The organism is Tsuneonella suprasediminis (genome assembly GCF_003605755.1).
Classification (GTDB): domain Bacteria; phylum Pseudomonadota; class Alphaproteobacteria; order Sphingomonadales; family Sphingomonadaceae; genus Tsuneonella; species Tsuneonella suprasediminis.
Map to the genome: position 1 here is coordinate 67,778 of NZ_RAHJ01000014.1, position 26,730 is coordinate 94,507.

23 protein-coding genes are annotated in these 26,730 nt (G+C 60.6%); 11 read left to right on the forward strand and 12 right to left on the reverse strand.

The window, feature by feature from the left end:
* Window positions 1–11: 11 nt before the first annotated feature.
* Window positions 12–1,175, reverse strand: a complete 1,164-nt coding sequence (locus tag D6858_RS04035; RefSeq protein WP_120107389.1) for an acyl-CoA dehydrogenase family protein — start codon at window positions 1,173–1,175, stop codon at window positions 12–14.
* A 111-nt stretch (window positions 1,176–1,286) separates the two neighbouring features.
* Here D6858_RS04035 and D6858_RS04040 point away from each other — a divergent pair, with 111 nt between their 5' ends.
* A complete protein-coding gene (locus D6858_RS04040) occupies window positions 1,287–2,159 on the forward strand; it encodes an alpha/beta fold hydrolase (RefSeq protein WP_120107391.1) in 873 nt (290 codons plus the stop codon).
* A 69-nt stretch (window positions 2,160–2,228) separates the two neighbouring features.
* Here the strand turns inward: D6858_RS04040 and D6858_RS04045 are convergent, their stop codons facing one another.
* Genes D6858_RS04045 through D6858_RS04060 form a run of 4 tightly spaced genes read right to left on the reverse strand, consistent with a single transcriptional unit; the run spans window position 2,229 to window position 6,104 of the window.
* Entirely contained in the window at window positions 2,229–3,026 is a 798-nt protein-coding gene (locus D6858_RS04045) for an acyl-CoA thioesterase domain-containing protein (RefSeq protein WP_120107393.1), read from the reverse strand.
* Entirely contained in the window at window positions 3,026–4,168 is a 1,143-nt protein-coding gene (locus tag D6858_RS04050; protein ID WP_120107395.1) for an acyl-CoA dehydrogenase family protein, read from the reverse strand. Before D6858_RS04050 ends, D6858_RS04045 begins: the two co-directional genes overlap by 1 nt.
* Window positions 4,169–4,182: 14 nt before the next feature.
* Window positions 4,183–5,343, reverse strand: a complete 1,161-nt coding sequence (locus D6858_RS04055) for a CaiB/BaiF CoA transferase family protein (RefSeq protein WP_120107397.1) — start codon at window positions 5,341–5,343, stop codon at window positions 4,183–4,185.
* Entirely contained in the window at window positions 5,343–6,104 is a 762-nt protein-coding gene (locus D6858_RS04060) for a crotonase/enoyl-CoA hydratase family protein (RefSeq protein WP_120107399.1), read from the reverse strand. Before D6858_RS04060 ends, D6858_RS04055 begins: the two co-directional genes overlap by 1 nt.
* A 103-nt stretch (window positions 6,105–6,207) precedes the next feature.
* Here D6858_RS04060 and D6858_RS04065 point away from each other — a divergent pair, with 103 nt between their 5' ends.
* The 3 genes from D6858_RS04065 (at window position 6,208) to D6858_RS04075 (ending at window position 9,281) form a co-directional block, all read left to right on the forward strand.
* Entirely contained in the window at window positions 6,208–7,476 is a 1,269-nt protein-coding gene (locus D6858_RS04065) for an acetyl-CoA C-acetyltransferase (protein WP_120107401.1), read from the forward strand.
* A 141-nt stretch (window positions 7,477–7,617) separates the two neighbouring features.
* The gene (gene hppD / locus D6858_RS04070) at window positions 7,618–8,718 is read left to right on the forward strand and encodes a 4-hydroxyphenylpyruvate dioxygenase (protein WP_120107403.1); all 1,101 of its coding nucleotides are present in this window, start codon (window positions 7,618–7,620) and stop codon (window positions 8,716–8,718) included.
* A complete protein-coding gene (locus D6858_RS04075; protein ID WP_120107405.1) occupies window positions 8,715–9,281 on the forward strand; it encodes a VOC family protein in 567 nt (188 codons plus the stop codon). The genes hppD and D6858_RS04075 overlap by 4 nt, the downstream gene beginning before the upstream one ends.
* On the opposite strand, the gene wecC is transcribed toward D6858_RS04075, so the two are convergent.
* Both wecC and D6858_RS04085 read right to left on the reverse strand, forming a co-directional pair.
* The gene (gene wecC / locus D6858_RS04080) at window positions 9,278–10,582 is read right to left on the reverse strand and encodes a UDP-N-acetyl-D-mannosamine dehydrogenase (protein WP_120107407.1); all 1,305 of its coding nucleotides are present in this window, start codon (window positions 10,580–10,582) and stop codon (window positions 9,278–9,280) included. The two genes, D6858_RS04075 and wecC, sit on opposite strands and share 4 nt — an antisense overlap.
* 392 nt (window positions 10,583–10,974) lie before the next feature.
* On the reverse strand, window positions 10,975–11,601 hold the full coding sequence (locus tag D6858_RS04085) for a response regulator transcription factor (RefSeq protein ID WP_120107409.1): 627 nt from the start codon (window positions 11,599–11,601) through the stop codon (window positions 10,975–10,977).
* Window positions 11,602–11,688: 87 nt separating this feature from the next.
* Here D6858_RS04085 and D6858_RS04090 point away from each other — a divergent pair, with 87 nt between their 5' ends.
* Window positions 11,689–12,093, forward strand: coding sequence for a hypothetical protein (locus D6858_RS04090; protein WP_120107411.1), 405 nt, complete (start codon window positions 11,689–11,691; stop codon window positions 12,091–12,093).
* A gap of 2 nt (window positions 12,094–12,095) precedes the next feature.
* Here D6858_RS04090 and D6858_RS04095 read toward each other — a convergent pair whose 3' ends face one another.
* The 3 genes from D6858_RS04095 to D6858_RS04105 all read right to left on the reverse strand — a co-directional run bounded on the left by D6858_RS04095 (window position 12,096) and on the right by D6858_RS04105 (window position 15,845).
* A complete protein-coding gene (locus D6858_RS04095; protein WP_120107413.1) occupies window positions 12,096–13,037 on the reverse strand; it encodes a PilZ domain-containing protein in 942 nt (313 codons plus the stop codon).
* Window positions 13,038–13,551: 514 nt separating this feature from the next.
* Window positions 13,552–13,890, reverse strand: a complete 339-nt coding sequence (locus D6858_RS04100) for a hypothetical protein (RefSeq protein WP_133305239.1) — start codon at window positions 13,888–13,890, stop codon at window positions 13,552–13,554.
* Window positions 13,891–14,639: 749 nt separating this feature from the next.
* Window positions 14,640–15,845, reverse strand: coding sequence for a serine hydrolase domain-containing protein (locus tag D6858_RS04105; RefSeq protein WP_240623686.1), 1,206 nt, complete (start codon window positions 15,843–15,845; stop codon window positions 14,640–14,642).
* Between the two features lie 204 nt (window positions 15,846–16,049).
* On the opposite strand from D6858_RS04105, the gene D6858_RS04110 reads away from it, so the two are divergent.
* From D6858_RS04110 to D6858_RS04125, 4 genes are all read left to right on the forward strand, one after another.
* A complete protein-coding gene (locus tag D6858_RS04110) occupies window positions 16,050–16,943 on the forward strand; it encodes a LysR family transcriptional regulator (protein ID WP_120107417.1) in 894 nt (297 codons plus the stop codon).
* A gap of 70 nt (window positions 16,944–17,013) precedes the next feature.
* On the forward strand, window positions 17,014–18,021 hold the full coding sequence (dgcN, locus tag D6858_RS04115) for an N-acetyltransferase DgcN (protein WP_120107419.1): 1,008 nt from the start codon (window positions 17,014–17,016) through the stop codon (window positions 18,019–18,021).
* Window positions 18,006–18,989: an N-acetyl-D-Glu racemase DgcA gene (dgcA, locus tag D6858_RS04120; protein WP_120107421.1), complete on the forward strand. Its 984-nt coding sequence runs from the start codon at window positions 18,006–18,008 to the stop codon at window positions 18,987–18,989. Before dgcN ends, dgcA begins: the two co-directional genes overlap by 16 nt.
* Complete coding sequence (locus tag D6858_RS04125) at window positions 18,986–20,557, forward strand: N-acyl-D-amino-acid deacylase family protein (protein WP_120107423.1); 1,572 nt, start codon at window positions 18,986–18,988, stop codon at window positions 20,555–20,557. The genes dgcA and D6858_RS04125 overlap by 4 nt, the downstream gene beginning before the upstream one ends.
* A gap of 340 nt (window positions 20,558–20,897) precedes the next feature.
* Here the strand turns inward: D6858_RS04125 and D6858_RS04130 are convergent, their stop codons facing one another.
* Window positions 20,898–22,769 carry an amidohydrolase family protein gene (locus D6858_RS04130; protein ID WP_165859624.1) on the reverse strand — a complete coding sequence of 624 codons (1,872 nt, stop codon included), beginning with the start codon at window positions 22,767–22,769 and terminating at the stop codon, window positions 20,898–20,900.
* 156 nt (window positions 22,770–22,925) lie between these two features.
* On the opposite strand from D6858_RS04130, the gene dacB reads away from it, so the two are divergent.
* Window positions 22,926–24,422: a D-alanyl-D-alanine carboxypeptidase/D-alanyl-D-alanine endopeptidase gene (gene dacB, locus D6858_RS04135; protein ID WP_120107906.1), complete on the forward strand. Its 1,497-nt coding sequence runs from the start codon at window positions 22,926–22,928 to the stop codon at window positions 24,420–24,422.
* A 13-nt stretch (window positions 24,423–24,435) separates the two neighbouring features.
* On the opposite strand, the gene D6858_RS04140 is transcribed toward dacB, so the two are convergent.
* Complete coding sequence (locus tag D6858_RS04140; protein ID WP_120107427.1) at window positions 24,436–25,770, reverse strand: dicarboxylate/amino acid:cation symporter; 1,335 nt, start codon at window positions 25,768–25,770, stop codon at window positions 24,436–24,438.
* Window positions 25,771–26,026: 256 nt separating this feature from the next.
* On the opposite strand from D6858_RS04140, the gene D6858_RS04145 reads away from it, so the two are divergent.
* Entirely contained in the window at window positions 26,027–26,701 is a 675-nt protein-coding gene (locus tag D6858_RS04145; protein WP_120107429.1) for a GntR family transcriptional regulator, read from the forward strand.
* The last annotated feature ends 29 nt before the right edge of the window (window positions 26,702–26,730 follow it).

Consider the following 26,730-nt stretch of genomic DNA (forward strand, 5'->3'; position numbering starts at 1 on the left):
CGCACCGCCGCTCACATCGACCTCGCGATCAGCATCTTCATGATTTCATTCGACCCGCCGAAAATCCGGCTGATGCGGCTGTCGCGGAACATCTTGGCGATGGCATATTCGTTGATATAGCCCCAGCCGCCGTGGAATTGCAGGCACTTGTCCACCACTTCGCCCTGCAATTCAGTCAGCCAGTATTTGGCGATCGAGGCGGTTGTCACATCCAGTTCGCCGCGCAGCAATTTGGCGATGCAATCGTTGAGGAAGACTTTGCCCGCGGTCGCCTTGGCCTTCAGATCGGCCAGCACGAATTGCGTGTTCTGGAAATCCCAGATCGTTTTGCCGAACGCCTTGCGTTGTTTGACATATTCGACCGTGGTTTCCAGCGCGCGCTCGATCGTGCTCATCGCGCCGACAGCGATCACCAGCCGTTCCTGCGGCAATTCGCCCATCAACTGATAAAACCCGCGCCCTTCGACCCCGCCGAGCACGTTTTCGCCGGGCACGAACACGTCGTCGAAAAACAGTTCGCTGGTATCGGCGGCATCCATCCCGACCTTGTCCAGCTTCTTGCCGCGCCGAAACCCTTCCGCGCCATCGGTTTCGAGGCACATCAGGCTAATGCCCTTGGCCCCTTCCCTGGGGTCGGTCTTGGCGACGACCACAACGAAATTGGCAAGCTGACCGCTGGAGATAAAGGTCTTGGCACCGTTCAGCCGGTATCCGTTGCCGTCCTTGATTGCCGTCGTGGAAATGTTCTGCAGATCCGATCCCGCGCCCGGCTCGGTCATCGCAATCGCGCTGATCAGTTCGCCGCTGACCAGCCGGGGCAGCCATTTCTTCTTCTGCTCTTCGGTCCCGTGGCGGACGATGTACGGCAGGATGATGACATTGTGCAGGCTGGCCGCGAACCCGTCGACACCCTTTTCCGCCTGCTGCGACAGGACGACCAGATCGTGACGGAAATCGCCGCCGTGCCCGCCATATTCGACCGGCACTGTCATCCCCAGCAGGCCAGCCGCGCCCGCTTCGGTCCAGAATTCGCGATCGACCTGCCCGTTTTCGCGCCATGTCTCCACCCGTTTGGCCGGGGCATGTTGTTCGAAAAACTTGCCGACCGCATCGGAAAAGATCGCAATCTCTTCATCTTCCATGAATTGCGGCGGGGGAACGTCGATAACGGGCATTGCGGGAAGTCCTCTCTCGTGATTGTCTTTGACAGGAGCCTATCCTATCGGTGGCGATCCGCAACGCATTTTACGCTCACGTAAGCGTAAAAGGTGCTCAATGGAGGATAAATGGACCTGATCGGCCCGACTTCGCAGAGTTACATATCGCAGCGCACTCGCCTGCATTACGTCGATTGGGGCAATGCCGGGGCGCCGCCGCTGATCCTGCTGCATGGCGGACGCGACCATTGTCGCAACTGGGACTGGACCGCGGAAGCGTTGCGTGAAGACTGGCACGTGATCTGCCCCGATCTGCGCGGCCACGGCGACAGCGAATGGAACAACAACGGGCATTACCCGATCATGGGCTTCGTCTTCGATCTGAGCCAGTTGATCCATCAGCTTCAGCTCGCCCCGGTAACGATCGTCGCGCATTCGCTGGGTGGGAATATCGCGATCCGCTATACCGGGCTGTACCCGGAAAACGTCCGCAAACTGGTGGCGATCGAAGGGCTCGGCCCCAGTCCCAAGGTGCAGGCGGAACGGCGCGAGAAGCCCTACCATCAGCACTGGATCGAATGGATCGACAAGAAGCGCGAAGCCAGCAGCCGCCAGCCCAAACGCTACGCAACATTCGAAGGTGCGCTGAGCCGGATGCACGAAGCCAACAGCTATCTCACTGCGGAACAGGCGCGCCATCTCACGCTGCACGCAGTGATGCGAAACGAAGACGGCACCTTCAGCTGGAAATTCGATCCGCATCTCCATGCATGGCCGCTGGACGATGTATCGTCGCGCGGATTGCAGGAAATGTGGGGGCGGATCACATGCCCCACGCGCTTCATCTATGGCGCAGATTCATGGGCCTCCAACCCCGAGAAGGATGGGCGGCTGGCGTATTTCGGGGACAACGTATCCGTCACAGAATACGAGCGTGCTGGACACTGGGTCCACCACGACAGGTTCACCGATTTTGTGAAAGAACTGCGGGACTTTCTATAACCTATAACCGCACAAAATTGGCGGCAGGGGCGCATTCCGCCGCCTTTGCCGCGCCAGATCCTGCCACGCTCATTCTTCGAAATGACTTGGCTGCCCTGCCGGATACGGAGCGACGAACAGCGTTTGCCAGCCACGGGCGTAGACCCCGCGCTCATCTGCGAACGTGGTATGAGTCACGGCATCGCCGCGCCCGCCGCTAGCTCCCTGTGAATCGATCATCAGCCATTCGCCCACCGGCTCGCGATAAAGGTGCAATCCGATATCGGTATTGGCGAAAGAATACTCGCGCCCGTCCACCGGTGTGCCGATCCCGTTGCCCATATCCGACAGGATCGCGGCCTGACACAACGGCGATGCCACTTGCCCCGCTACCACGGAAAAGCGCGGCTTGGCCCACACGATACCGCGCCCGGGCAGCCCCACTTTGCCTTCCACCGGGCGCATTTCCGCGAACCCACCGAGCGCAGGCCCGCGAAAGAAAGGCCGCACTGCGACATCCTGCCAGCGGGGGTAATCCTGCGCGAAATCGGCAGCGGGCGTTTCCGCATCGCGCAACCACATCGCGCTGGCTCTGGCGCCCACGCGGCCGTCTTCACTACTTAACGTCGCGCTGGAAAACGACAGACGGCCACCACGCTTGTCCCATGTGTGCTCCAGGCGCAGCAGCGCATTGGGCACTTCGCCCAGAAAATCGACGGTAAACCGCGCCAGATGCATCGCATCGGGTCGTTCCATTTCGAATGCACGCATCAACAGGCCGGACACGGCCAGCCCGGTGATCGCCGTTCCACTCCACGGGCTGCGCGCAAGCGCGGTCGGCACGAACAGATCGCCGTCGCAGGTGAAGAATGCTGTCTCGTCTGCCATCAGAGCGACCGGCTCACCACTTCCTTCATGATTTCATTAGTGCCGCCGAAAATGCGCGTCACGCGCGCATCGCGCCACAGACGAGCCACGAGGTATTCGTTCATGTAGCCAGCACCACCATGCAATTGCAGCGCCACATCGCACACCCGGCCCTGCATATCGGTGTGCCACTGCTTCGCTGCACTCGCTTCGGCCGTGCTCAGCTCACCGCGCAAATGGCGGGCCAGCGCCCAGTCGAGGTGCGCCCATCCGACCTGAAGCTGCGAAGCGAGATCGGCCAGTGTGAACTTGGTGTTCTGGAATTCGAACACGCTTTGCCCGAAGGCCTTGCGATCCTTGGTGAATACCACCGCTTCATCGAACGCCCTTTGCGCGCTCGCCTGCGCGCTGATGGCGATAGACAGTCGTTCCTGCGGCAATTCTTCCATCAGGTGGATAAAGCCACGCCCTTCCCCGCCGAGCAGGTTTTCCTGCGGCACCCGCACGTCTTCGAAAAACAGTTCGCTGGTATCGGCGGCATGCTGTCCGATCTTGTCGAGATTACGCCCTTTGGTGAAACCCGGGGTGCCATCTTCGACGAGGATGAGACTGGTGCCTTTCGCACCCATGCTGGGATCGGTCTTGGCGACGACAATCACCATGTCGCAATTCTGGCCGTTAGTGATGTAAGTCTTGGACCCGTTGATGATGAAGTCGTTGCCATCCTTCTTCGCAGTGGTCCGAATGCCCTGCAGATCGCTCCCGGCGCCCGGCTCGGTCATCGCGATGGCAGTGATGACATCGCCCGAAACCATGCCCGGCAACCACCGTTGCTTCTGTTCGGGTGTGCCAAGCCGTTCGATATATCCGGCAGTAATATCGTTCTGAAGCGTGAACCCGGCAGACGACCCGATGTAGCAGGTTTCCTCGTTCACGACCGCACAATAGCCGAAATCGAGGCCCAGCCCGCCGTTCTCTTCCGCAACCGTGGGGCACAGCATTCCCGCCGCGCCCACGGCTTTCCACGCTTCGCGCGGGACGATGCCGTTGCGTTCGTGCTCTTCGAGATGTGGCACCATGACATCGGCGAGCACTTTTCGCACGGTGTCGCGAAACATCTCGTGCTCAGGCGTATAGGCGGTGCGGCGGGAAGTATCGAGCATCGGGGCTTCTCCTGTCAGGCAACCGTGCCGGCTTCGCGCAACGCAGCGCGTTCGGCGGCATCGATGCCCAGGGTTTCGAGTATTTCATCGGAATGATCGCCCGGCATCGGCGCAGGCGCGGGCGTGTCGGTGGCGGTGTGCGAATAACGCGGTGCCGGTGCAGGTTGCTTGCCACCAGCGCCATCGAAAAACGTACCGCGCGCCACGTTATGCGGATGCGCGATCGCTTCGCTCATAGTCAGCACCGGGGCGTAGCATATATCGGTATGCTCCATCAGTGCGTCCCACTCGGCGCGAGTCTTGCCCTTGAACAACGCGGTCAGCTTTTCCTTCAACGCACTCCATTGGCCGCTGTCGTGCTGGGCATCGAAATCGTGATCTTCAGTCAGCCCGGCAACGCGGCGCAATTCGGCATAGAACTGCGGTTCGATACTGCCGATGGATACGAACTTACCATCTGCGGTTTCGTATGTGTCGTAGAAGTGCGCCCCGGTATCGAGCATGTTCGCGCCCAGATCTTCCGACCACACGCCCATGTTCTTCATCCCGTGGATCATCGCCATCAGTACGGCGGTGCCGTCGGTCATCGCGCAATCGATCACCTGCCCCTGCCCGCCACGCGCGACGTTGAGCAGAGCGCTGACCATGCCGAACGCCAGCATCATCCCGCCACCGCCAAAATCGCCGACCATATTGATCGGCGGGGTTGGCTTGCCACCGCTGCGCCCATAGTGCGCCAGCGCCCCGGCCAGCGCGATATAGTTGATATCGTGCCCGGCATAGGGAGCGTAAGGGCCGGTCTGGCCCCACCCTGTCATCCGGCCATAGACCAGTTTGGGATTGTCGCTCAGCAGTTCTTCCGGTCCCAGACCAAGCCGTTCCATCACACCGGGGCGGAACCCTTCGATGATGCCATCGACACTGGCGCAGAGTTTACGGGCGAGCGCAACGCCTTCGGCTGTTTTCAGGTTGAGCGCGACCGATTTGCGACCCCGCGCCAGAACATCCGCATTGGTAATCGGCATCGATCCGCCACGGTCGCCGCTGGCCCGATCGATGCGGATCACTTCCGCTCCGTGATCGGCCAGCATCATACCGCAAAACGGCCCCGGCCCGATACCGGCGAATTCGACAATGCGGATGCCGCTCAGCGGCCCGCCCCTGGCGGCGGGCATTACTTGCCTTTCCAGTTCGGCTTACGCTTTTCAGCGAAGGCGGCCGCGCCTTCGCGGGCATCTTCGGATACGAACACCGGCGCGATCAGTTGCGCCTGCCGGTCATAGCGTTCGTCCATCGGCCAGCCGCGCGATTCCTTCACGATCTGTTTCGACACCTTCACCGCCAGCGGGCCGTTGGCGGCAATCGTGGCGGCCAGCGCCATCGCACCGTCGAGCGCAGGACCATCCACCACGCGGTTGATCAGCCCCAGATCATAGGCGCGCGGCGCATCGATGAAATCGCCGGTCAGCGCCAATTCCAGCGCGATGCGTTCGGGGATCTGATCGGGCAACATCATCACACCGCCCGCCGCAGCGACCAGCCCGCGCTTCACTTCGGGAATGCCGAATTTCGCGCCCGCGCTGGCCACTACCAGATCGCAGGCGATCATCAGCTCCAGCCCGCCTGCCAGCGCATACCCTTCGACTGCGGCGATCAACGGTTTTTTCGGGGGCGCCTGCACCACGCCGCCAAATCCGCGCCCTTCGACTATCGGAGATTCGCCGCGCAGGAACCCTTTCAGATCCATCCCCGAACAGAACGTGCCGCCAGCCCCGGTCAGAATGCCGACCCGCAAACTGTCTTCCGCGTCGAGCCGGTCCATCGCCGCGGCGATCCCTTCGGCCGCGGCCTTGGTCATCGCGTTCTTGGCTTCGGGGCGGTTGATCGTAACGATCAACACACCGTCCTCCTCATGCGTCAGCACTTCCTGTGACATTCCATCGCTCTCCAATTGCAAACTGAAACTTGCTTGTGCTTGTGCTGGCCAAGCTTTACGCAAACGTCAACCCGATTCCAAAACGGACACAAGAGGATATCTGATGGCAGAAGCGTATATCATCGATGCCGTGCGTACACCGCGCGGCGTTGGCAAAGTCGGCAAGGGCGCACTGGCCCACATGCACCCGCAACACGTGGCTGCCACAGTGCTGAAAGCCATTGCCGAACGCAACGATCTCGACACCAGAGACGTGGACGACGTGATCTGGTCGACCTCTACGCAAAAGGGCAAACAGGGCGGCGATCTGGGCCGCATGGCCGCGCTCGATGCAGGCTACGATCAGACCAGTTCGGGTATGACGCTCGACCGGTTCTGCGGTGGCGGCATCACCAGTGTGAATCTGGCTGCGGCACAGATCATGAGCGGAATGGCCGATCTGGTCGTCGCCGGTGGCACTGAAATGATGAGCTACACCGCATCCAGTATGCAGGAAGAAATGCAGGCCGGGATCATGCCGCTGGGCATGGGATCGGGCAACGCGCGGCTACAGGCGGTGCACCCGCAGAGCCATCAGGGCGTGTGCGGCGATGCCATTGCCACGATTGAAGGGTTCACCCGTGAAGAACTCGACGCGCTGGCACTGCGGAGTCAGGAGAAGGCGGCGGTTGCGATTGCCGAAGGACGGTTCGACAAATCGCTGATCCCGGTGGTCGATGCCGATGGCAACATGGTGCTCGACAAGGAAGAATTCCCGCGTCCCGAAACGACCGCCGAAGGCCTCGCCGCGCTGAGGCCGAGCTTCGAGAAAATCGCGCAAGTGCCGCTCGACGACAAGGGCACGACTTTCGCCGGGCTTATCAAGCAGAAGTACCCCGATCTGAAAATCAAACACGTGCACCACGCGGGTAACAGTTCGGGCGTGGTCGATGGCTCCGCTGCGGTGCTGCTGGCCAGCAAGGATTATGCGAAGGCGCACGGGATGAAGCCGCGTGCACGCATCGTCGCCACCGCCAATCAGGGCGACGATCCCACGCTGATGCTCAATGCCCCCGTCCCGGCAGCGAAGAAGGTTCTCGCCAAGGCCGGCCTCAGGAAAGAGGACATCGATCTGTGGGAAATCAACGAGGCGTTCTCGGTCGTCGCAGCCAAGTTCATCCGCGATCTCGAACTGCCCGACGATAAGGTCAACGTGAATGGCGGCGCAATGGCGCTGGGCCACCCGATCGGCGCGACCGGATCGATCCTGATCGGCACTGTCGTGGACGAACTGGAACGCACCGGCGGGCGCTATGGCCTTGTCACGATGTGCGCGGCCGGCGGAATGGCCCCGGCCATTATCGTCGAACGGGTGGACGACTTCGTCGACTGATCGGGTGCGGGAGGGCCCCTGCCCTCCCGCCCAACACCCTGAAGAGTCGACACAAGAGGCCGCCTGTCCCTTTGACTCCATATGCACGGCATGGTATTTGGTTTCACAAGAAACTAACTATCTTCACCGAGGACCCTCTGCATGGCCGACCTTTTCGAAAATCCCGCCGGGCTCGATGGCTTCGAATTCGTCGAATTCTGCGCCCCTGAAAAGGGCACGCTGGAGCCGGTATTCGAAGCGATGGGCTTCACCCATGTCGCCACGCACCGTTCGAAAGACGTGCATCTGTGGCGGCAGGGCGGGATCAACCTGATCGCCAACTACGAACCCAAAAGCGCGGCATGGTTCTTCGCCCGCGAACACGGCCCCAGCGCATGCGGGATGGCCTTCCGGGTGAAGGATGCCCGCAAGGCCTATGCCGATCTGCTGGATAAAGGGGCGGAACCGGTTCAGGTCGATACCGGGCCGATGGAACTCCACATTCCCGCCATTCGCGGCATCGGCGGCGCGATCCTCTATCTGGTAGATCGTTACGAGGATGACGACGGGAAAGGTCTGTCGATCTACGATATCGACTTCGAATACCTGCCGGGCGTCGACAAGCACCCGGTTGGCGCGGGCTTCGCACTGATCGATCACCTGACGCACAACGTCTATGGCGGTCGGATGAAGTATTGGGCGGATTACTACGAAACGCTCTTCAACTTCCGCGAAATCCGCTATTTCGATATCAAGGGCGAATATACCGGTCTGACCAGCAAAGCGCTGACTGCACCCGACGGCAAGATCCGCATCCCGCTGAATGAAGAGGGAGAAGGTGGCAAAGGCCAGATCGAAGAGTTCCTGCGCGATTTTAACGGCGAAGGCATTCAGCACATCGCGCTGATCTGCGACGATCTGGTCGCCGCGTGGGACCGCCTCAAGCAATACGGTGTCCCGTTCATGACCGCGCCGCCCCAGACTTATTACGACATGCTCGACGAACGTTTGCCGGGCCACGGCGAGGATGCCAGTGCGCTGGCCACCCGCGGCATCCTGCTCGACGGCACGACCGAAGGCGGCCAGCCACGTCTGTTGCTGCAGATATTCGCTCAGGCGCAGATCGGCCCGGTGTTCTTCGAATTCATTCAGCGCAAGGGCGATGACGGGTTCGGTGAAGGCAATTTCAAGGCGCTGTTCGAAAGCATGGAACGCGATCAGATCCAACGCGGCACACTTGCAGTGGAAGAGCCCGCCCAATGACCGGACATCCAATCACTCTGGGCGGTATCCATCACGCCGCCTATCGCTGCAAAGACGCGAAAGAAACGGTCGAATGGTACGCCCGCGTGCTCGGCATGGAATACACCACCGCGTTTGCAGAGGATCACGTGCCCTCCACCGGCGAGTTCGATCCGTACATGCACGTGTTCCTCGACGCGGGTAACGGCAATGTGCTGGCGTTCTTCGAACTGCCTAACCAGCCAGAGATGGGCCGCGACGGGAATACACCTGCATGGGTGCAGCATCTGGCGTTCAAGGTCGGCAGCGAGGAAGAACTGCTCGCCGCGAAGGCGCATGTCGAAGAGCAGGGGATCGACGTGCTCGGCCCCACGCACCACGGCATTTTCAAATCGATCTATTTCTTCGATCCCAATGGCCACCGCGTCGAACTGGCCTGCGATATCGGCACCGACGAGCAATACGCCGAGCTTAAGCGCGTGGCGATGCCCATGCTGGACGAATGGAGCCAGACAAAAAAGGCCCCGCGCCATGCGGACTGGCTACACGAAATCGCCCGCAAGGAGCATGGGCACCAAGCTTAGCCCGCTTTGCGGAGCTCCACCGCTGGTTCCGCTACAGCGGGCTGATCGGGCCAGATACCGCGGGTATCGTACACCGCTTTATCGGCCCGCTCGGCCAGCGGGACGGACCTGAAGACATCGTGGTCGACCAGCACGATCATCACGTCACATTCTTCCAGCGCCGTATCGATATCGATTTGCTGTGCGCCGGTCCCTTCGAATTCACGAGGTAATTCCATCGCATACGGCTCGACGATGTTGACCCGCTCACCATAGCGGCGGGCCAGCGTGGCCGCGACCAGCCGCGCCGGGCTTTCGCGGAAATCGTCGATATTGGCCTTGAACGCCAGACCGAGGCAGGCAATCCGCGCCTTAGGATTGGCTTCCACCAGTTCCGCGGCACGAGCGATCACGTGGTGGATCTTGCTGTCGTTAACCCCCCGCGCCGTGCGAATCAGCGGAGTTTCATCGGGAGCGCCATGAACGATAAACCACGGATCGACCGCAATGCAGTGGCCACCCACGCCGGGGCCTGGGGTCAGGATGTTCACACGCGGGTGGCGGTTGGCCAGCCGGATCACTTCCCACACGTCCAGCCCCATCGCATCGCTGACGATCGACAGTTCGTTCGCAAATGCGATGTTCACGTCGCGATAGGCATTCTCGACCAGTTTGGTCATCTCCGCACTGCGCGCATCGGTGGTAACGCATGTGCCCCGCACGAAGCGTTTGTAGAAGCTTAGCGCCTTACGCGCGCAACGCGGCGTAATCCCGCCAATTGAGCGGTCGTTATTGGTCAGTTCTTCCAGAATGCGGCCCGGCAACACCCGTTCGGGGCAATATGCGATGGAAACATCGGGAATGCCATCGGTCATTCCCGGCAGTTTCAGATCGGGGCGAGCCTGCGCGATCATATCGCGCATTGCCTCGGTCGTGCCGACCGGCGACGTCGATTCGAGAATGATCGTATCGCCCGCCTTCAGCACAGCGGCAACATTCCGCGCTGCCTCAAGCACATAGGACGTATCGGGAGTGTGCGCGTCATCCTTGTGGAATGGCGTAGGCACGGCGATCACAAATACGTCGGCCGCGCGAACCTGAGTTCCCGCGCGCAGCAAGCCACGCTGTACAACGCCCTGCACCAGCCCATCGAGATCAACTTCCTCGATATGGATTTCGCCGCGATTGATCGTGTCGACGACAGTCTGGCTCACATCGACACCATGAACCGTCATCCCCGAACGGGCGATGACCGCCGCCGTTGGCAGGCCGATATAGCCAAGACCGATAACCGAAACTTCAGGCAAATTTTCGCCGCGCATGGTATTCCCTTGCTGATATTGCCTGCCCGCTGTGGCAGCAAAGGGTTGAGATTACGGTAACGATGCTACGCTGTTTCTGATTCCCATATCATGGATCCTACGACTAGTGCACAACGCCAACAGGCTCTTTGCATTATGGGTTTTTATCTAGTCACTGCTTGCAGCGATCTTAGTACTATCGCGCTAATTCGATAAAGCCGCTTCGATCCCCCGCGAGCGGTCGCTTGTTCTGTGCGCTTCCTGAAGCACGAACTTCGGAACCCAGGGCATCGCCCACCCCCAACAGGGCGGTCGCCCGAACACAAGGCCCCACATACCGCCTGGCGGATGTGGGGCCAACTGTTGGTAGTAAAGAGGCCGAACCGAATATCAGCCCGCTTCGCGTCAGCCGATCAGGCCTCGCCAGTAATGCCCAGAGTCATATCGCCGCCCTCCATCGCGATACGCACGGCTTCGGCCGTCGAATGTGCATCCAGCTTGTTCAACAGGTTGGCGCGATGCAATTCGACAGTGCGCGGGCTGATCGACAGATTGCGCGCGATCACTTTGCTCGAATCCCCGCGCGATACATGCATCAGCACCTCGCGCTCCCGCTTGCTGAGCGGTTCAAGACGCTTGAGCGCACCGACACGCAAATCATGCTGTGCCCGCTCGCAATCGGACCGGGCGATCACCCGGTCAAGCCGTTCGCAAGCCTTCTCTCCGGTGAAAGGGTATTCGAGATAATCGGACGCCCCGTCACGGATAACATCGACGATCTCCGCCAAATCGCGCTGCTGACAGTAAACGATTACCGGGAACCACTGGTCGAACCGATCACGAAACGCCACCAAACCCTTCACTGCAGCGGGGTGCGACATATGGACGAAAATTGCCCCGATAGGGGGCCCCAGAGCCAATAGCTCTTCAAGCGTTTCCATCGGTTGTGCAGCAAGACCTGACTTGGTCAATTCCCAAGTCAGCTCTGCCCTGCGACGGTTTGAACTATCCAATACGAATACGCGACGCTGCGATCCCATAGCCGATCCTCCCAAAATTCCGGCACCAGATAGAAAGTTATACGAACCTCATTAAAAATCCATTCCAGTAAAAATACTGGCATAAGGATGCGGTTCCCGACAAACCTCCGCAATACCGGATTTTATTTTACCTTCATGGTCAAGGAGAAGCGGGCTGGGCGAAAAATTTCGCGATACAAAACCGTTCTCGGCATGAAGCGATATCTGCCCCACAAACAATGGGTGGGCGAATATGCAGAAGACCACCTTGCCCCTCACTACCGCTTTGGGTTCGGAGGGGGATTTGGCGTTCCAGACTCCCTAGGATCAGGCCCTATTGATTGGCAGGTGCTGATCGATGGCCTGCCCAAGGTAAAGTGGATACTCGCGGATCGAGACTACGGCGCCGGATGGTTCAGGGACGCGCTTGAACAGAAGGCCATCAAACCCAGCATTTCGGACTGTAAATCTCGTTCCATGCCCGTCAGGTATGATAAACGCCGACACACTTGAGACTAGCTTTTCTGCGATGCCCTAGTCGGGCGAACAGACACTTGCATCGCCTTCACGATCTCATTGAGCTCAGCAGTGCGAAGGGAACGGTTCCACTCCACACCGAAGCATCCATCTTTTTGCCAGCGGACAGTGACATTTTCAAATTGCTGGCCGCCAACCAGGACCGTTGCCCGTTCCCCTGGTAAAATCTGACGAGAGGCTTCAATGCAGGCCCCGCCCTGTGAAAGATTACGCAATATGCCTTCGTGCCGCAAACCATTGAGGTAAAATATGATCGGCACTTGATGAGCGAGGCGCACGGCGCGGTAGTCGTCTGGGCGAGCAACCGGCAACCGCAGCGTTTCGTCCAAATGGAACACGCCAAAATCATCGCCATTCACCCACTTCACTGTGGATTCGATCGGCCTTTTCTCGTCGACGCTATAAACGATACAATCGCCCACTTCGACAGAGATGGGCGCGCGAAGTCTTGCGCCGTGGCGCGAGATATTGCGAACTACGCCAAACGCCTTCGCCTCACCACAAGCTATCGATGCAGGAATGTAAACTGATTGATAACGCTGCTCGCTACGGCGATCGCGCTGCGGTGCGTATATGTCTGCGGCATCTGCCGTGAAATTCTCAACATCGGAATTACTCGCCCCCGCAAAACCATCGTGGGCATTGGGTGCGACCAGTCGACAGGCACCAGATACAAGGGCACGCGCTTCGCCCGGCGCAACCGTTCTCAGCGCATATTCGCAAGTACGAAGTTTTTCATCCAAACCTGTTTCATCAAAGGTGCTTGCAGCCTCCGCGAGTTGATGGAGTATCGATACGGCGGCATCCAGTTCCGATCGCGGTATGCGCTCGCTCCGCGCCATACTGTTCAGGAGAGTGTGTGCATATTGCTTACGTTCAAAATACATCGTGCGAAGTGCGTCGGTATGATTGGTCGCCATTTCGTTAATACCCCTGTCCTGAAACGCAGCATGCGGCGAGCGACTTCAGCAAGGATGGCAATCGGCGAGGGCCAGACTGGATCGGTGTGCAAGCCTGTCCAAACTGCGCCGCTCCACTGCCAACTTCCCTATTGCGCACAGCTAATACAACGGGTGATCGTCGGCGTATGTGCGACATATTACGAATGCATTGCCGATAATCGATGACACCAGGTCGGGATGCCCCATAATCGAGCTCAACCGACTGCGCCTTTCCTCCATTCCAGGCGTCTCGCATATACTTGCTATTATTCGAAATTATGGAGGTAAGCCTGCGTTCTGGCACAGTACCCCCTCCGATGTTCGCGATAGTCGGATCGTTTTTTGCAGGAATGGTCTCAACCATGCACAACCTCCCAATGGAGGTCATGCCTAACGCCATCCCATCAACCTTACGTAGCGATTAATGTAGTATTTTCATATATGTAGGGTGAAAGTGGAAAATCACTCTGACGATCGCGTGAAATGCACGGCCTTAGTGAAGAAAACGCCTGCCTACAGAACGGCTTGGCCGCTTGGGAACCAGCTTCGTTTGCGACAGCGCTGCTGCCAGTGCACCAATCATGGCCAGAGCGATGGAATTCGCGAAGAATGTCACTTCGTCCCCGCTTCCGTCCATGTGAATTGTCGCCAGTGAACTGCCTGCAGCAGACTTGCTCAACACGAAACTGGTTTTATCGCCACATAAATCAAGCAGCGCACATTCTGTCGCGTCGTTTCCCACATGAGCCAGGAAGGCGCGCCTGTCCGTGGCGGTGCCGAGATGATCCCTCAACATCTCCGGGGAAGCGGATATCAATTCGAACAGACGCACTGCCAGCTCAGGCGCATCGCACGCCTTTGCATCAGTACATTGATCTGCCAGATCGCTCAGCCCCTGATTCCAGAGCGGCCGTCTGTTGCGTGCTTCATTCGCCAATTTCTAAACACTCTTCTTTGCCGGTCACGCTATTACGTTTCCCGGCTGTGTGGTGCGACCCGAAACGGCACGGCCGCTATAATTGTCCGTTAGTTAACTTCAACTGATAATTGACAAGTGCATTACCCATCAGATTCTGCACAGGGCACCTGCCCTCTCTGCATGGTCCACGAGAACATTGAAGCGTTAGGCTCAGGACCCATTACTGGCACCGTTGAGGTTTGAAGCAAAATGGCCCAGCGCAAGGAGAAAGGGCGCAGGGATATGTCAATATTTCAAGACCTTTTGACGTAGCGATGGGCCATTTTGGTCAAATCCCTGCGGGACATCTAATGAATCGTGAGTCTAGCCAACACTGCCAGATTGGCGATATGACTTAAGACAATGCACGCCAAATGCGTATGGTTATGGAAACAACGTTTGAAGCCCATGAAATGGATGGCTCGCCGCACAAGATAGTCATCATCAACGGATGCTTTTCGTACTTTCGCAAAGCGCTCTCACGGACACGCCACAAACTCTGGCGTTAGACGTCATCAATTCAAAACCAACAAATAACGGGTCACGCCAAACAGCATCGTGACCTGGCGGAGCAGGCCCTGCCAATCTCGACCGGATGGATGCTCACTGCATACCGAGGCAGGCTATCGAGTGCCTGTCGCCAACTCTTCCTCCACCCGCGTGAAGGCACTGTGCAGGCCAGTATCGGCATCCAGCACATCGGTCGCAATGTAAGCGACACCCGTGCCGAACTGCGAGTCGATCCACAGGCCGGATTTAAGGCCGTATGCGTCGCCTGCGTGCCCTACGCGCGGACGGCCATCTCCGAAGGGATCGTCGTGACAGCCTTGCTCATGTGTCGCGAGAGTCTGACTGGCAAGGCCGTAACGACACAGAAAACCCTTTTCCGTTTCGCCATTGCTGCCGTCGGAACGCCATTCTGGCTTCAGCAGCTCACGAACGGAAGCGGGGCGCAGCAAGCGCACTTTATCCAACTTGCCATTGTTCAGCAGCATCCGGCCGATCGTCGCCAGCCCCTTCGCCGAAATACGTAAGCCGCCCTGCGGCGCGAAGATCGCTCCATTGCGACCCGGTTGCCACACAGACAGATCGCACGAACCGTCGGTCGCTGGTGTCACCGGGCAATCGGGCATCGTGCCGTGGTTATCGTCTTTGGTCGGCTGCCGTTCGCGATACAGTACCATCGCCCGCCCGGCGAAGGCAGGGGTGCAGGCTGCCCAGTTATAACACCCTTCCAGACCCAGCGGCTCCAGCACCAGCCGCTGCATCAGCAGATCGAACCGTTCGCCGGTCGCGCGCTCCATCACAGCGGCGACGACGGGGGTGTTGAAATTGGTGTATCGGTAATATGACCCTGGCGCATGATCGGCATCCCATGCCCGCGGATCAGCCAGTATCGCGCCCATGTCGGCATCCAGCGGCAGGACATAATCGATCGTATCGGTCAGGCTGGAACGGTGCGACAGCAACAATCGCAGTGTGATTGGGACATCGGGAAATGCCGGGTTTCGCAAGCGATAGCCCAACAGATCGGAGACATCGGCGTCGAGGTCGAGCTTGCCAGCTTCCACCAATCGCATCGCGCCAATGGAGACAACCAGCTTGGATATCGATGCCACCCGCGCCGGATCGTCCGCAGTCACTGTGCGGCCGGTGGCAAGATCGGCCACTCCTTCGCTGCGAATATCGGTGATGCCATTGCGATCGAACGCCACGCGCACAGTGGCCAACGGCTCCTGCCGTGGGGGCTCATCGTGCGCGACAGCATGACCGGACACCGAAAGAGCGAGCATCGCCAGCAATGGCGGCATAAAGCGTCTGTAACTCATTGCGAAAAGCTAACGCGATATGCCGACAAACGCGATATTCTTGCTGACAGGGTGCATAACCAATGGCTATTCTTCTGCCTCAAGCTGCACGCTCCCACGCCTTGGGTTCGCTTTCTGCCCAACCCCGGCCAGAAAAAGGTCGCAATAATATGTCGATATTACAACGAGCTTTGTTCATGATCCGAGCGCACGAGGGCTGATCCGATGAATTTGCGGCACATCGAAATATTCCACGCAGTTTACGTCAACGGATCGGTCAGCGCAGCAGCGCGCATGCTCAATGTTTCGCAGCCATCGGTTTCGAAGGTGCTGCGCCACGCCGAATCGCTGCTCGGCTTCCAATTGTTCGACCGTACAGGCGGGCGCCTGATCCCAACCGACGATGCCCACACGCTGTTTGCCGAAGTGCGGGAAATTCAGGACCGGGTCTATGCCTTGCGCGCCGCAAGCCGGAACCTGAAGCGCGGAGCAGGAGCCATCCTGAAAATTTCCGCGCTGCCATCGCTGACACTCGATCTGGTGCCGGGCGCAGTGGCGCAATTTCTCCGCACCCATCCTACGGTTAAGTTCGATCTGCAGACAATCCATCACGAGGATTTGCTCCGCAAGCTCTATGAACGCGAAACCGATGTAGCGATCGCCTACGAAGTACCGCAGGATGCCCCGCTCGCCAGCCAGTACCTCGGCTCTGGCGAACTGATGGTGCTCTATCGCGAATCCGAAATGCCCGATGCACCGCCGCGTGTCCCATTGGAAGACCTCGCTGGCAAACCACTGATCAGCCTCGCCACCAGTGGCCCGATCGGGGTACTGTTCACCAGCGAGATCGAACGGCGCGGGATCGAGCTGGACGAAGTGGTTTCGGCCCGCACGTTCCATATCGCCACGGCTCTGGTGCGGCAGGGTGTGGGGATGACCGTCGTGGACAGCTTCACGGCGATGGCCTCGCTCACGCCGGGGTTGGCGATGCGGCCGCTTGCCCCTCGACTAACCTTCGATATCCATGCGATTTATCTGCAAAATCGCCCGCCGACCGCGCTCGCCACCGATTTCGTGAAGGCATTGGCGCGCCGGGTTGAGGCCGTGTCGGCAATATAACGGCAAGTTATGGAATGCCTCCTGCACTGAATGCGCGCACTCACGCCAGACGCTGTATTCGGTGAGAACCATGATAAACGGTCCCTTCCTTCTCTATCTGGGTCATTCGACCGACCCCGTTGGCATCAAAACCTCCCGTGGACTGGCCGATTTTCGGCGGCAGGATTGTGTTGGCGAATTCCGGTATGACGATTGCCCGCTGACGCTCGGCCTGCCGCGGATGACTCTGGCCGAAGGTGCCGCGGCGGGTGCCCGAACGCTCGTGCTTGGTATCGCCAATTCGGGTGGGACGATGGACCCGGCTCTGATCGACGACGCTGCCGAAGCACTCGATAACGGGATGCATGTCGTATCCGGCCTGCATCAGCGCCTGCGCGATGTGCCGCAGCTGGCCGAACTTGCTGCCGCGAAAGGGCTCGACCTGATCGACGTTCGCAATCCACCTGCCGATCTGAAGGTCGGCACTGGGCGGCCACGTGCCGGGCGGCGGATACTGACAGTGGGTACCGATTGCTCGGTCGGCAAAATGTACACCACCATTGCTCTGACCCAAGGCCTGAAGGCGCGCGGCGAATCCGCCGATTTTCGTGCCACCGGGCAAACCGGAATTCTGATCGCGGGGTCCGGCGTACCGCTCGATGCAGTCGTGGCCGATTTCATTTCAGGCGCGATCGAACAGGTCGCCCCGGCTCGCGACGACGGCGGATGGGATGTGATCGAAGGGCAAGGGTCGCTGTTTCACCCTTCGTTCGCCGGGGTATCGACGGGACTGATCCACGGGGCGCAGGCAGAGGCGTTGGTGCTGTGCCACGATCCGGCGCGGCAGGGGATGCGCGGCCTGCCCGAACGGCCGCTGCCCGGTCTGGCCGAATGCCTGGCGCTGAACCTGCGAATGGCCGCGCTGACCAGTCCCGGTGTGCGCGCTGCGGGGGTATGCCTCAATACATCGAGCCTTGCCGAAGATGCCGCACGCGAATTGTGCGAGAGCACCGGTACGGAGCTAGGCCTGCCGTGCACCGACCCGGTGCGGTTCGGTGTCGATAACGTGATCGATAATCTCTTATGCCCCGCAAACTAAGCGCCCGCCACGACCGTTTCGCTCTCCATACTCCGTTTCGTATCGCACGCGGAGTGAAGACCGCTGCCGATGTCGTGACAGTGGAGATTTCCGATGGCGCTGCGACCGGGCGCGGTGAAGGGGTGCCATACCCGCGCTATGGCGAAAGCATCGAGAGCGCGCTGGCGGAAATCGCCGCAGTTCGCGCCGCATTGGAGGCGGGTGCCGGGCGCCACGAGATTATCGGTCTGATGCGGCCCGGTGCCGCCCGCAATGCCGTCGATTGCGCGCTATGGGATCTGGAAGCAAAGCTGGCTGGAAAGACGGTTGCCGCTCTGATCGGCACGCCCGAACCCGGCCCTGTCGCAACCGCGCTGACCGTGGTCATCGACACGCCAGATGAAATGGCCCGCGCCGCTGCGGCGATTGCCGACGTCCCGCTGATCAAAGTGAAAGTGGATGCCAGCGATCCGGCGACAGCGATCCGCGCTGTCCGGCAGGCCGCACCCGATACCGCACTGATCGTCGATCCCAACGAAAGCTGGGACGAAGCGCTTGTGCGCGCGACAATGCCGGTGCTGGTCGAATGCAAAGTCGATACTCTGGAACAGCCCTGCCCTGCCGAAAACGATGGCTGGCTGGCAGGATACGACAGCCCGGTGCCGATCTGCGCCGATGAATCGCTGCACACCGTGGCAGAGCTGGACGCTGTCGCCGCCCGCTATGGCGCGGTGAATATCAAGCTGGACAAGACAGGCGGGCTGACCACCGCGCTCGAACTGGCGAAGGCGGCGCGGGCACACGGGCTGAAACTGATGAGCGGGTGCATGGTCTGCTCATCGCTCGGCATCGCACCTGCATTGCACATCGCACGGCAGGCCGACTGGGCCGACCTTGACGGGCCAACATGGCTGGCCGACGATCGCGCGGGCGGCACACGCACCGAACACGGCATCATGCAACCACCAACGGAAGGTTTCTGGGGATGAAGACACGTCTGGGTATCGCGGCTTTGGCGTCCATTCTGCTGGCGTCCTGTGCGACCCCCGGCGTTGTTCCGGCTGAGGCCGATCTGCTGATTCAGGGCGGCACTGTCTATCCCGGCGGTGCGGAGCCATTCACCGGCGATGTCGCCATCAGGGGCGATCGGATCGTCGCGGTCGGCCCGCAGCTCCACATTGCTGCCGCGCGGACGATCGATGCCAGGGGCATGGTCGTGGCCCCCGGCTTCATCGACCCGCATACCCATATGGAAGGCTGGATCACGGCAGACGATGCCAGCCGCCGTCTGGTCGAACCATTCCTGATGCAAGGCGTGACCACTGCATTCGTCGGCAACGATGGCGGCGGGCGGATCGATATCGGCAATCTGCTGGCCAGCGCAAAGGCCAGGCCTGTTGGGATCAATTACGGCAGCTTCACTGGCTTCGGCACGATCCGCGCAAAAGTCATCGGCATGGACCGCCGCGCCCCGACCGACACCGAACTGGCGCAGGAAAAGGTACTGGTAAAGCAGGCCATGTGCGAAGGGGCGCTGGGTCTTTCGACCGGGCTGTTCTACGCTCCGCAAAGTTTCTCGAAAACCGACGAAGTGATCGCTCTGTCACGTGTCGCCGGCGAAATGGGCGGAAAATACGACAGCCATTTGCGGGACGAAGCGAACTATAACATCGGCCTCGCCGCTGCAGTCGATGAAGCGATCGCTATCGCCCGCGACGGGCATATCCCGGTTCACATTTCGCATATCAAGGCGCTGGGTGTGGATGTGCATGGTATGGCTCCGGCGATTATCGCCAAGATCGAACAGGCCCGCGCCGAAGGGCTGTCGATCACCGCCAGCCAGTATCCGTGGAACGCCAGCGGCACGAGCCTGGTATCGTCGCTGGTCCCGCTATGGGCGCAGGATGGCGGGCGCACGGCGATGCTCGCCCGGTTCGACGATCCCGCGCAGCAGACCCGCCTGCGGGCAGACATCACCGAGAACATGCGCCGCCGTGGCGGGCCGGGAAGCCTGCTGATCGTGCAAGGGAAGTGGCGCGGGCAACGGCTGGATGCCGTGGCGAAGGCAATGAATACCGACGCCGTTTCCGCCGCTATCGCCGCGATCCGTCAGTCCGATGCCGCTACGATCAGCTTCAACATGGCGGAAAGCGATATCGAAGCGTTCATGCGGCAGCCGTGGGTGATGACCGACAGCGATGCCTCGACAGCGCACCCACGCGTTTATGGCAGCTTTGCCCGCAAATATGCGGTCTATGTAAAAGAGCGCAAAGTCCTGACCACGCGCGAATTTATCGACCGCAGTTCGGCCACGGTGGCGGACTGGTTCGGGCTGGCCGACCGGGGGCATTTGCGCGCGGGTGCATTTGCCGATGTCGTGGTGTTCGATCCGCAGACGTTTGCATCACGCGCAACCTACGAAGCCCCCGAACAGACGGCGGCCGGGGTGCGCGATGTCGTGGTCAACGGCGCGCTGGCCGTTGCCGATGGCAAGCTGACCGGCACAGCGGCAGGGCGTGCTCTGCCACATACCCCGCCCGCCGGTTCCTGCCGGTAACACGCGGCAAGCCAGATTCGGTGAGGTGGAACAAAGTTCGCCTCATCGTGCGTCGCCCCGGCCCCGATCCGGGGCGACGCTTTCCTTCCAAAACATTGCCCTGCAGAAGCTGGACCCCGGCTTGTGGGCCATGGTGACGGTAGGGAGGAACTGACTTGACCAGGCAACCCCGCCCCCCGTCATTGCGAGGAGCGTAGCGACGCGGCAATCCATAGACTGCACCTCGCCTCAATCACAACCGATGCGATAGGCAGTGCCTTTGCTCCATGGATTGCTTCACTATGTTCGCAATGACGAAAAGGTGGCTATCGAGGGCGCCTTAGGCGCCAACCCTCTCCCATCAGTAAAAGCGTACCGCGCCCAGACGTAACGATGCGCTGCCCCCGGCTTCACCCGATAGCTGAATACGCAGTGCGCGCAGTTGCGACAGGTCCAGTGCCGCATCGGCATCGCGACTGCGAAACGCGCTGAACGGGATGCGGATCGTGGTTTCGCCGCCACCTGCCTTGAACGGGGCGGCGAACCAATCCCCGCCCGACAGACCATAGGATTCGAGCACCAGCCGATATTGGCCTGTGCCCTGTGCCTTGAATTCGACCCCTGCAAATTTCCGCGCATCGGCAACGAAAATCGGCCCCCGCGTCAGCGGCAGCACCCATTGGACATAAGGGCGCGGCGCGGCCCCCATCTGTGCGGCGAGGAAAGTATGCTTCCCTTCCCCCTGCTCCCCCCACTGCTCCCCATCGCCTGCATGGGCATCGTGAACCGCGATCAGATGCGAATGATCGATCCCCGGATCGGTGGTCGCCACTGGCAAGGTATCGAGATCGGTCCGCCCGTCTGCCCGTGCCCCGGTCATGATCGGCCCGGTCATCGCGACCGACGGCATGGCCGACATCGCGGGCGCATCGCGCAGCGCGCGCAGCTTCGCCAGTGGCGCTTCGCATCCGGCCACCCATACCCGCGCCACATGCCACAGGTCTTCGATCCGTTTATCCGGCTGGCCATCGACCAACACCAGATCGGCCCGCATGCCGGGGGCAATCGTGCCGTGGTCGCCATCCTGCCGCATAATTTCCGCGCTGGTACGGGTCGCCGCCACCAGAGCTTGCGCCGGGGTATAGCCGAGCTGAGTCAGCCACCAGATCTCGCGCACCGCACCCGGCCCATGATAGACCCCGCCGATCCCCGCATCGGTGCCGATGCCGACAGGAACGCCCGCCTTCTTCAGCCGCCGGATATTGTCGCGCATGATCGTCCAGCGCCGCGCATCATAAGGCTGGACAGTACGGTCGTCGCTGGCGGCCTGGGCTGCTTCCCGCGCGCGTTCGCCGGGATTGAGTTCGGCCATTTCCGCCGCCGACATCGTGCGCGTCTGTTGCGGTTCATAGACCACCAGCGTCGCGATGTAGGCGGTACGGTTCTTCTTCATCAGATCGATCAGCTCTTTATCGATCAGAGCATCGCCAACCCCGTGGCCGACTGCATTCACCCCTGCCGCCGCCGCCACTTTCGCCTCTTCCAGCCTGACAGTGTGCGTCACCACCGGCTTGCCCTGCTTGTGCGCGTCAGCGACGATAGCGGCCAGTGTCGGCTCGTTCATATCCATCAGATCGGGATCGCGGCCATAGCGCCAGCCGTCCGCGAACACCTTGATCATGTCGGGATTGTATCTGAGCGCCAGCGGCATTTCGGCATGGGCGGCGCGCGGGGTCGCCACTTGCATGGTAAAGAAATTACCCCAGCCATATTCGGTGCCATGCCCGCCGGGCACCCCGAACCGGATCGCTTCGTTCAGATGCGGCGCCCAGTAATCGCCCGATTTCACCATTTCGCGGATCGGCGCAATCATTTCGCCCGATACCGAGAAGTCGTTGATCGAAGTAACTCCAGCCAGCAGATATCCGGCCCATGCCTTCGGCAGATCTTCGGGCGCGCTATATGCCGGGGAACGGGTGTGGGTATGCAGATCGTGCAGGCCGGGGATCAGGGTCTTGCCTGTGCCGTCGACACGCTCGACATCGGCAGGGACATCGATATCGCTGCCCACGGCGACGATCCGCTCTCCCTCCACCAGCACATCGGCGACGCGCGCCTTCGCGCCGGTGCCATCGAACACCCGCGCCCCTTCGATCAGGATGGCATCGGCTGCCAGTGCGGCATGGGCCGTGGACAGCGCAAGAGCCGCAATGCAGAGGGCGAGGCGTTTCATAGTCGGTACTTCCCCGGTTTTGCAGGCTGCGAGTGTGCCGGGCACGCCAATGCGCTGCAAGTCTGCCCTAACCCGCCATGCGGCCCGGTTATGACAAAGGCAAATCTTGGTATCGCCCCCGCTTGCCTCCGCGCGATGTTGCGATAACCTCGCCCGATGCACAGATCGACCCTTGCCGCTGCCATCGCCTTCGCCCTGCTGGCAGTGCCCGCTCACGCCGATGCCGGCGCCCCCACCGCCCCTGCGCGCGAGATGTCTCATTCGCCTGCGACAGGCGATGCCGCTGCAATACTGGCGGAAGCCGGACCGGGCACACGCTGGGGGCTGGTGATCGCTGATCCCAATGGGGAAGAGATCGTCACCATCGATCCCGAGGGGCGCTTCATGCCCGCATCCAATACCAAGATTTTCACCACCGCTGTGGCGATGTGGTCGGTCGCCAGCGGCCAGTTCACCGATGCCGAAGGCGCTGGCGCGACCGTTCGGCTGGAACCGGGCGCCCATCGCGGGGCGCGCGATGTCGTGCTGGCCGGATATGGCGATGCGCGCCTGTCCGCGGCGGACGATTGCGTGACCGACTGCCTGTCGACACTGGCCGATGCCATCGCCGCGAAAACCCGCCGGGTCGGCAATGTCGTGGGGGACGATACCGCCTTTCCCGATCAGCGCTGGAGCCCGGGGATGAGCTGGAACAACATCCCCAGCCCGTGGGGCACGGGGGTTTCCGCACTGACGCTGGACGACAACGAAACCCGCGCGCTGGTAACACCGGGCGAGATCGGAGAAGCACCGCAAGTAACGGTGAGCGAATACTACACCGTTGAAAATCATGCCCGAACGATCGAAGGCGACAGCGAAGCCATCGCTTACGACCGGATGCCCAACAGCCGGGTGCTGATTGTCACCGGCACCATTGGCAATGACGCGGAACCCGAAAGCCTGCGGCTCGGCATCGACGATCCCGCGCATTACGCCGCATGGCGGCTGGCACAAATGCTGCGCGCGCGCGGGGTTGCTGTCACCGGCGAAGTGCTGTCGCGGCATCGCCCGTTGCTGCCTGAAGACGATCCGGCACTCCGCGCCGGACCGGCGGCGCGTCCGCCCCGGCCATCTGCGCTGGCCACCGCCACGCCCGCCCCGCTGTACGATGACATCGTGACAATCAACAAAGTCAGCCAGAACCTTCACGCCGACCTGCTGTTGCGGCGAGTGGGGGCGATTGGCGGCACCGGATCGATTGCCGACGGGCAGGCGGTCGTGCGTGCCATGCTGGCTGAGGCGGGCGTGCCCGAACGCATGGTCAGCCTGTCGGACGGTTCGGGCATGTCGAGTTATAACCGGGTCGCGCCACGCGGCATGGTCACTTTTCTGAACTGGATCGCCCGGCAGCCATGGGGCGCGAAGTGGACTGAAACACTGCCCATCGGCGGGACCGACGGATCGCTACGCCGCCGCTTCGCGGACACGCCGCTGGCAGGGCAGATCCACGCCAAGACCGGCTCTCTCAATGCCACCAACGCACTGGCCGGATACCTGACTGCGGCAAGCGGCAAACGCTATACGTTCGCGATCTACGCCAACGATGTGCCCGATGACGTGCGCGCAACCCAGTATATGGACCGCGCGCTGACGGCATTCGCCGCCGCGCACTGATTTCGGCTCCGCTTTACAGGCGCAAGTCATGTTCGCCCGGCGATGAATCGACGGGTGCTTGCCCTCCGGCGGCATAGACATCCCGCTCCATCTCGCCCAGCCGCGCGGCCATCACCGTGGCATTGACCATATTGCTCGACACATTGACCGTCGTTCGCATCATATCCAGCAAGCGGTCGAACGGCAGGATGAAGCCCACGATCAGCGCGGATTCGACGTCGCTCACCCCGACGACGATCAGCACCGCCGCCATCATGAACATCGCGGCAGAGGGGACCGGCGGCGCACCCAGCGCCAGCAACGTCGATACCGCGACCACCAGCATCAGATCGCCAAGCGATGGCGCAATGCCCAGCGCCTGAATCGCGAACATAGACAGCAGCGCAACGAACATCGCCGTGCCATCGCGGGCGATGCCCACCCCAACAGGCAGGACGGTGGAGGCAATGCTTTTGTCGATGCCGAACTTTTCCTCTGCAATGGCCAGCTCGACCGGCAAGCTGGCCGAACTGGACGAAGTGGAGAAGGCAATCACCAGCGCGTCGATCGCACCGCGCAGATATGGCAACGGAGATAGCCGCGCCAACAGCGCGATCAGCCCGACGTGCACGATCAGCAACTGCAGAACGCAGCCCAGCAAAGTGCCCAGCGCCAACAGGGAAATATTGACGAACACACCCAGCCCGTGCGCCCCGACAGCCGCCGCCATCAGGCCAAACACCCCGATGGGCGCCACTTCCATCACGAATACCACCAGCCGCATCATCGCTTCGGATGCCAGCCCGATCACATTGGCCAGCGGCTGCCCCCGCTCGCCCAGCGTCAGAATGCCGACTGCGAAGAAGATCGCGAAGAAGATGATCGCCAGCATATCCCCGTCGGCCAGCGCCTGTACCGGATTGACCGGGATGATCGACAGCAACTGTTCGGACAATGTCCGCCCTGCTGCGATGGTCTGCGGTTTGGCGCCGACGAGACTTACCCCGTCACCCGGTTGCAGCAACAGGCCAATTGCCATGCCCAGCGTCGCTGCAACCAAAGCGCTGGCGGCAAACAGCGATAACGCGCGCACCCCCAACGACCCCAACCGTTTGGGATTGCCCATGCCGATCACCCCGGCAGTGATGGTGAAAAAGATCAGCGGCGCAACCAGCATTCGGGCCAGCCGTACGAATATATCGCCCAGCAAGTGCAGGCGAACCGCATCTTCGCCCCAGATCAGGCCCGCTGCCACCCCAGCGACGAAGGCGGGCACGATCCGTTTCCACAACGGTATGTCGAACCAATACCGCTGCAAGGCACTGCGAGACGTGTCCTGACCACTTTGTTCGTAACCCGCATTTGCCATCGGCTGCCCCCGCCTTCCGCCTGAATGCCGACATCGTGCACAAATTGCTGGCTCGCCCACGGCATTCAGACCGCTCGTGTCGGAGGAGAAACTAACCAAAAGCTATATTGTTGACAATCGACTTTATAGCCAGCAGAGGCGCTTTTCGCCTACAGTTCCCGAACCGGCATCAATGGCCGGTCCTCCACCCGATTGCCTGTCCAATTCGGATAGGCTAGCCTGAAAAGAGTTACTTAATGGAAGATCAGTCGTGAAAATGCCGACCGTCCCCAAATTGCAAAAGCAGACGTTCGGTGCCCGTATCGCTGACGAATTGCGCCGGAGTATTTTTGCGGGAGAAATCGCGCCCGGTTCCGCATTGATCGAAACTGCTCTGGCCAGTCAGTTCGGTGTCAGTCGCGGCCCTCTGCGCGAAGCGATCAGGCAGCTTATCGACGAAGGATTGCTGGTTCAGGTTCCCTTTACCGGTACGCACGTGGTGGAACTGTCTGAACAGGCCGTACGCGAAATCTACTCGCTGCGAACGACATTGGAAACGTTCGCATTTCGCCTCGCATGGGATCGCCGCGATGCGGAATTCGCGAACGAACTGAAAGCGCGGCAGGCCGCTCTGATCGACGCGATCGATCTGGGCGATGAGCTGGAATGTATTCGCCGCGAATTGGATTTGCATTCGCTAGTATATGAAACGGCCAATCATCAGATTCTGCTGGAAGTGTGGAACGGGCTGAAAGGGAAACTGCAGCTGTATTGGGCGTCGCACCATATGGCGCACGGCCGCCGCGGCCCGCGCCGGGATAGCCATGACAGCTTTCTCGATGCCGCACTGGGCGATGACTTACCCGCGATGGAGGCTGAAATAGAAACCCACATGCGCCTTGGCAGTGAAACGACCGAACGTTTTCTGAAGGATCGCAATCAAACCGCCTGAAGTCTGCGTAAGCCGACCTTCGAGCGGCA

Bases quoted from the DNA above. Each gene is read 5' to 3' on its own strand.
- D6858_RS04060 (WP_120107399.1), bottom strand. From the start codon at position 6,104: ATGTCACAGGAAGTGCTGACGCATGAGGAGGACGGTGTGTTGATCGTT.
- dacB (WP_120107906.1), top strand. From the start codon at position 22,926: ATGCACAGATCGACCCTTGCCGCTGCCATCGCCTTCGCCCTGCTGGCA.
- D6858_RS04040 (WP_120107391.1), top strand. From the start codon at position 1,287: ATGGACCTGATCGGCCCGACTTCGCAGAGTTACATATCGCAGCGCACT.
- dgcN (WP_120107419.1), top strand. From the start codon at position 17,014: ATGATAAACGGTCCCTTCCTTCTCTATCTGGGTCATTCGACCGACCCC.
- D6858_RS04035 (WP_120107389.1), bottom strand. From the start codon at position 1,175: ATGCCCGTTATCGACGTTCCCCCGCCGCAATTCATGGAAGATGAAGAG.
- D6858_RS04145 (WP_120107429.1), top strand. From the start codon at position 26,027: ATGCCGACCGTCCCCAAATTGCAAAAGCAGACGTTCGGTGCCCGTATC.
- D6858_RS04140 (WP_120107427.1), bottom strand. From the start codon at position 25,770: ATGGCAAATGCGGGTTACGAACAAAGTGGTCAGGACACGTCTCGCAGT.
- D6858_RS04045 (WP_120107393.1), bottom strand. From the start codon at position 3,026: ATGGCAGACGAGACAGCATTCTTCACCTGCGACGGCGATCTGTTCGTG.
- D6858_RS04085 (WP_120107409.1), bottom strand. From the start codon at position 11,601: ATGGGATCGCAGCGTCGCGTATTCGTATTGGATAGTTCAAACCGTCGC.
- D6858_RS04095 (WP_120107413.1), bottom strand. From the start codon at position 13,037: ATGGCGACCAATCATACCGACGCACTTCGCACGATGTATTTTGAACGT.
- dgcA (WP_120107421.1), top strand. From the start codon at position 18,006: ATGCCCCGCAAACTAAGCGCCCGCCACGACCGTTTCGCTCTCCATACT.
- wecC (WP_120107407.1), bottom strand. From the start codon at position 10,582: ATGCGCGGCGAAAATTTGCCTGAAGTTTCGGTTATCGGTCTTGGCTAT.
- D6858_RS04090 (WP_120107411.1), top strand. From the start codon at position 11,689: ATGCGGTTCCCGACAAACCTCCGCAATACCGGATTTTATTTTACCTTC.
- D6858_RS04055 (WP_120107397.1), bottom strand. From the start codon at position 5,343: ATGCCCGCCGCCAGGGGCGGGCCGCTGAGCGGCATCCGCATTGTCGAA.
- D6858_RS04075 (WP_120107405.1), top strand. From the start codon at position 8,715: ATGACCGGACATCCAATCACTCTGGGCGGTATCCATCACGCCGCCTAT.
- D6858_RS04110 (WP_120107417.1), top strand. From the start codon at position 16,050: ATGAATTTGCGGCACATCGAAATATTCCACGCAGTTTACGTCAACGGA.
- D6858_RS04050 (WP_120107395.1), bottom strand. From the start codon at position 4,168: ATGCTCGATACTTCCCGCCGCACCGCCTATACGCCTGAGCACGAGATG.
- D6858_RS04125 (WP_120107423.1), top strand. From the start codon at position 18,986: ATGAAGACACGTCTGGGTATCGCGGCTTTGGCGTCCATTCTGCTGGCG.
- D6858_RS04130 (WP_165859624.1), bottom strand. From the start codon at position 22,769: ATGAAACGCCTCGCCCTCTGCATTGCGGCTCTTGCGCTGTCCACGGCC.
- hppD (WP_120107403.1), top strand. From the start codon at position 7,618: ATGGCCGACCTTTTCGAAAATCCCGCCGGGCTCGATGGCTTCGAATTC.
- D6858_RS04065 (WP_120107401.1), top strand. From the start codon at position 6,208: ATGGCAGAAGCGTATATCATCGATGCCGTGCGTACACCGCGCGGCGTT.
- D6858_RS04105 (WP_240623686.1), bottom strand. From the start codon at position 15,845: ATGAGTTACAGACGCTTTATGCCGCCATTGCTGGCGATGCTCGCTCTT.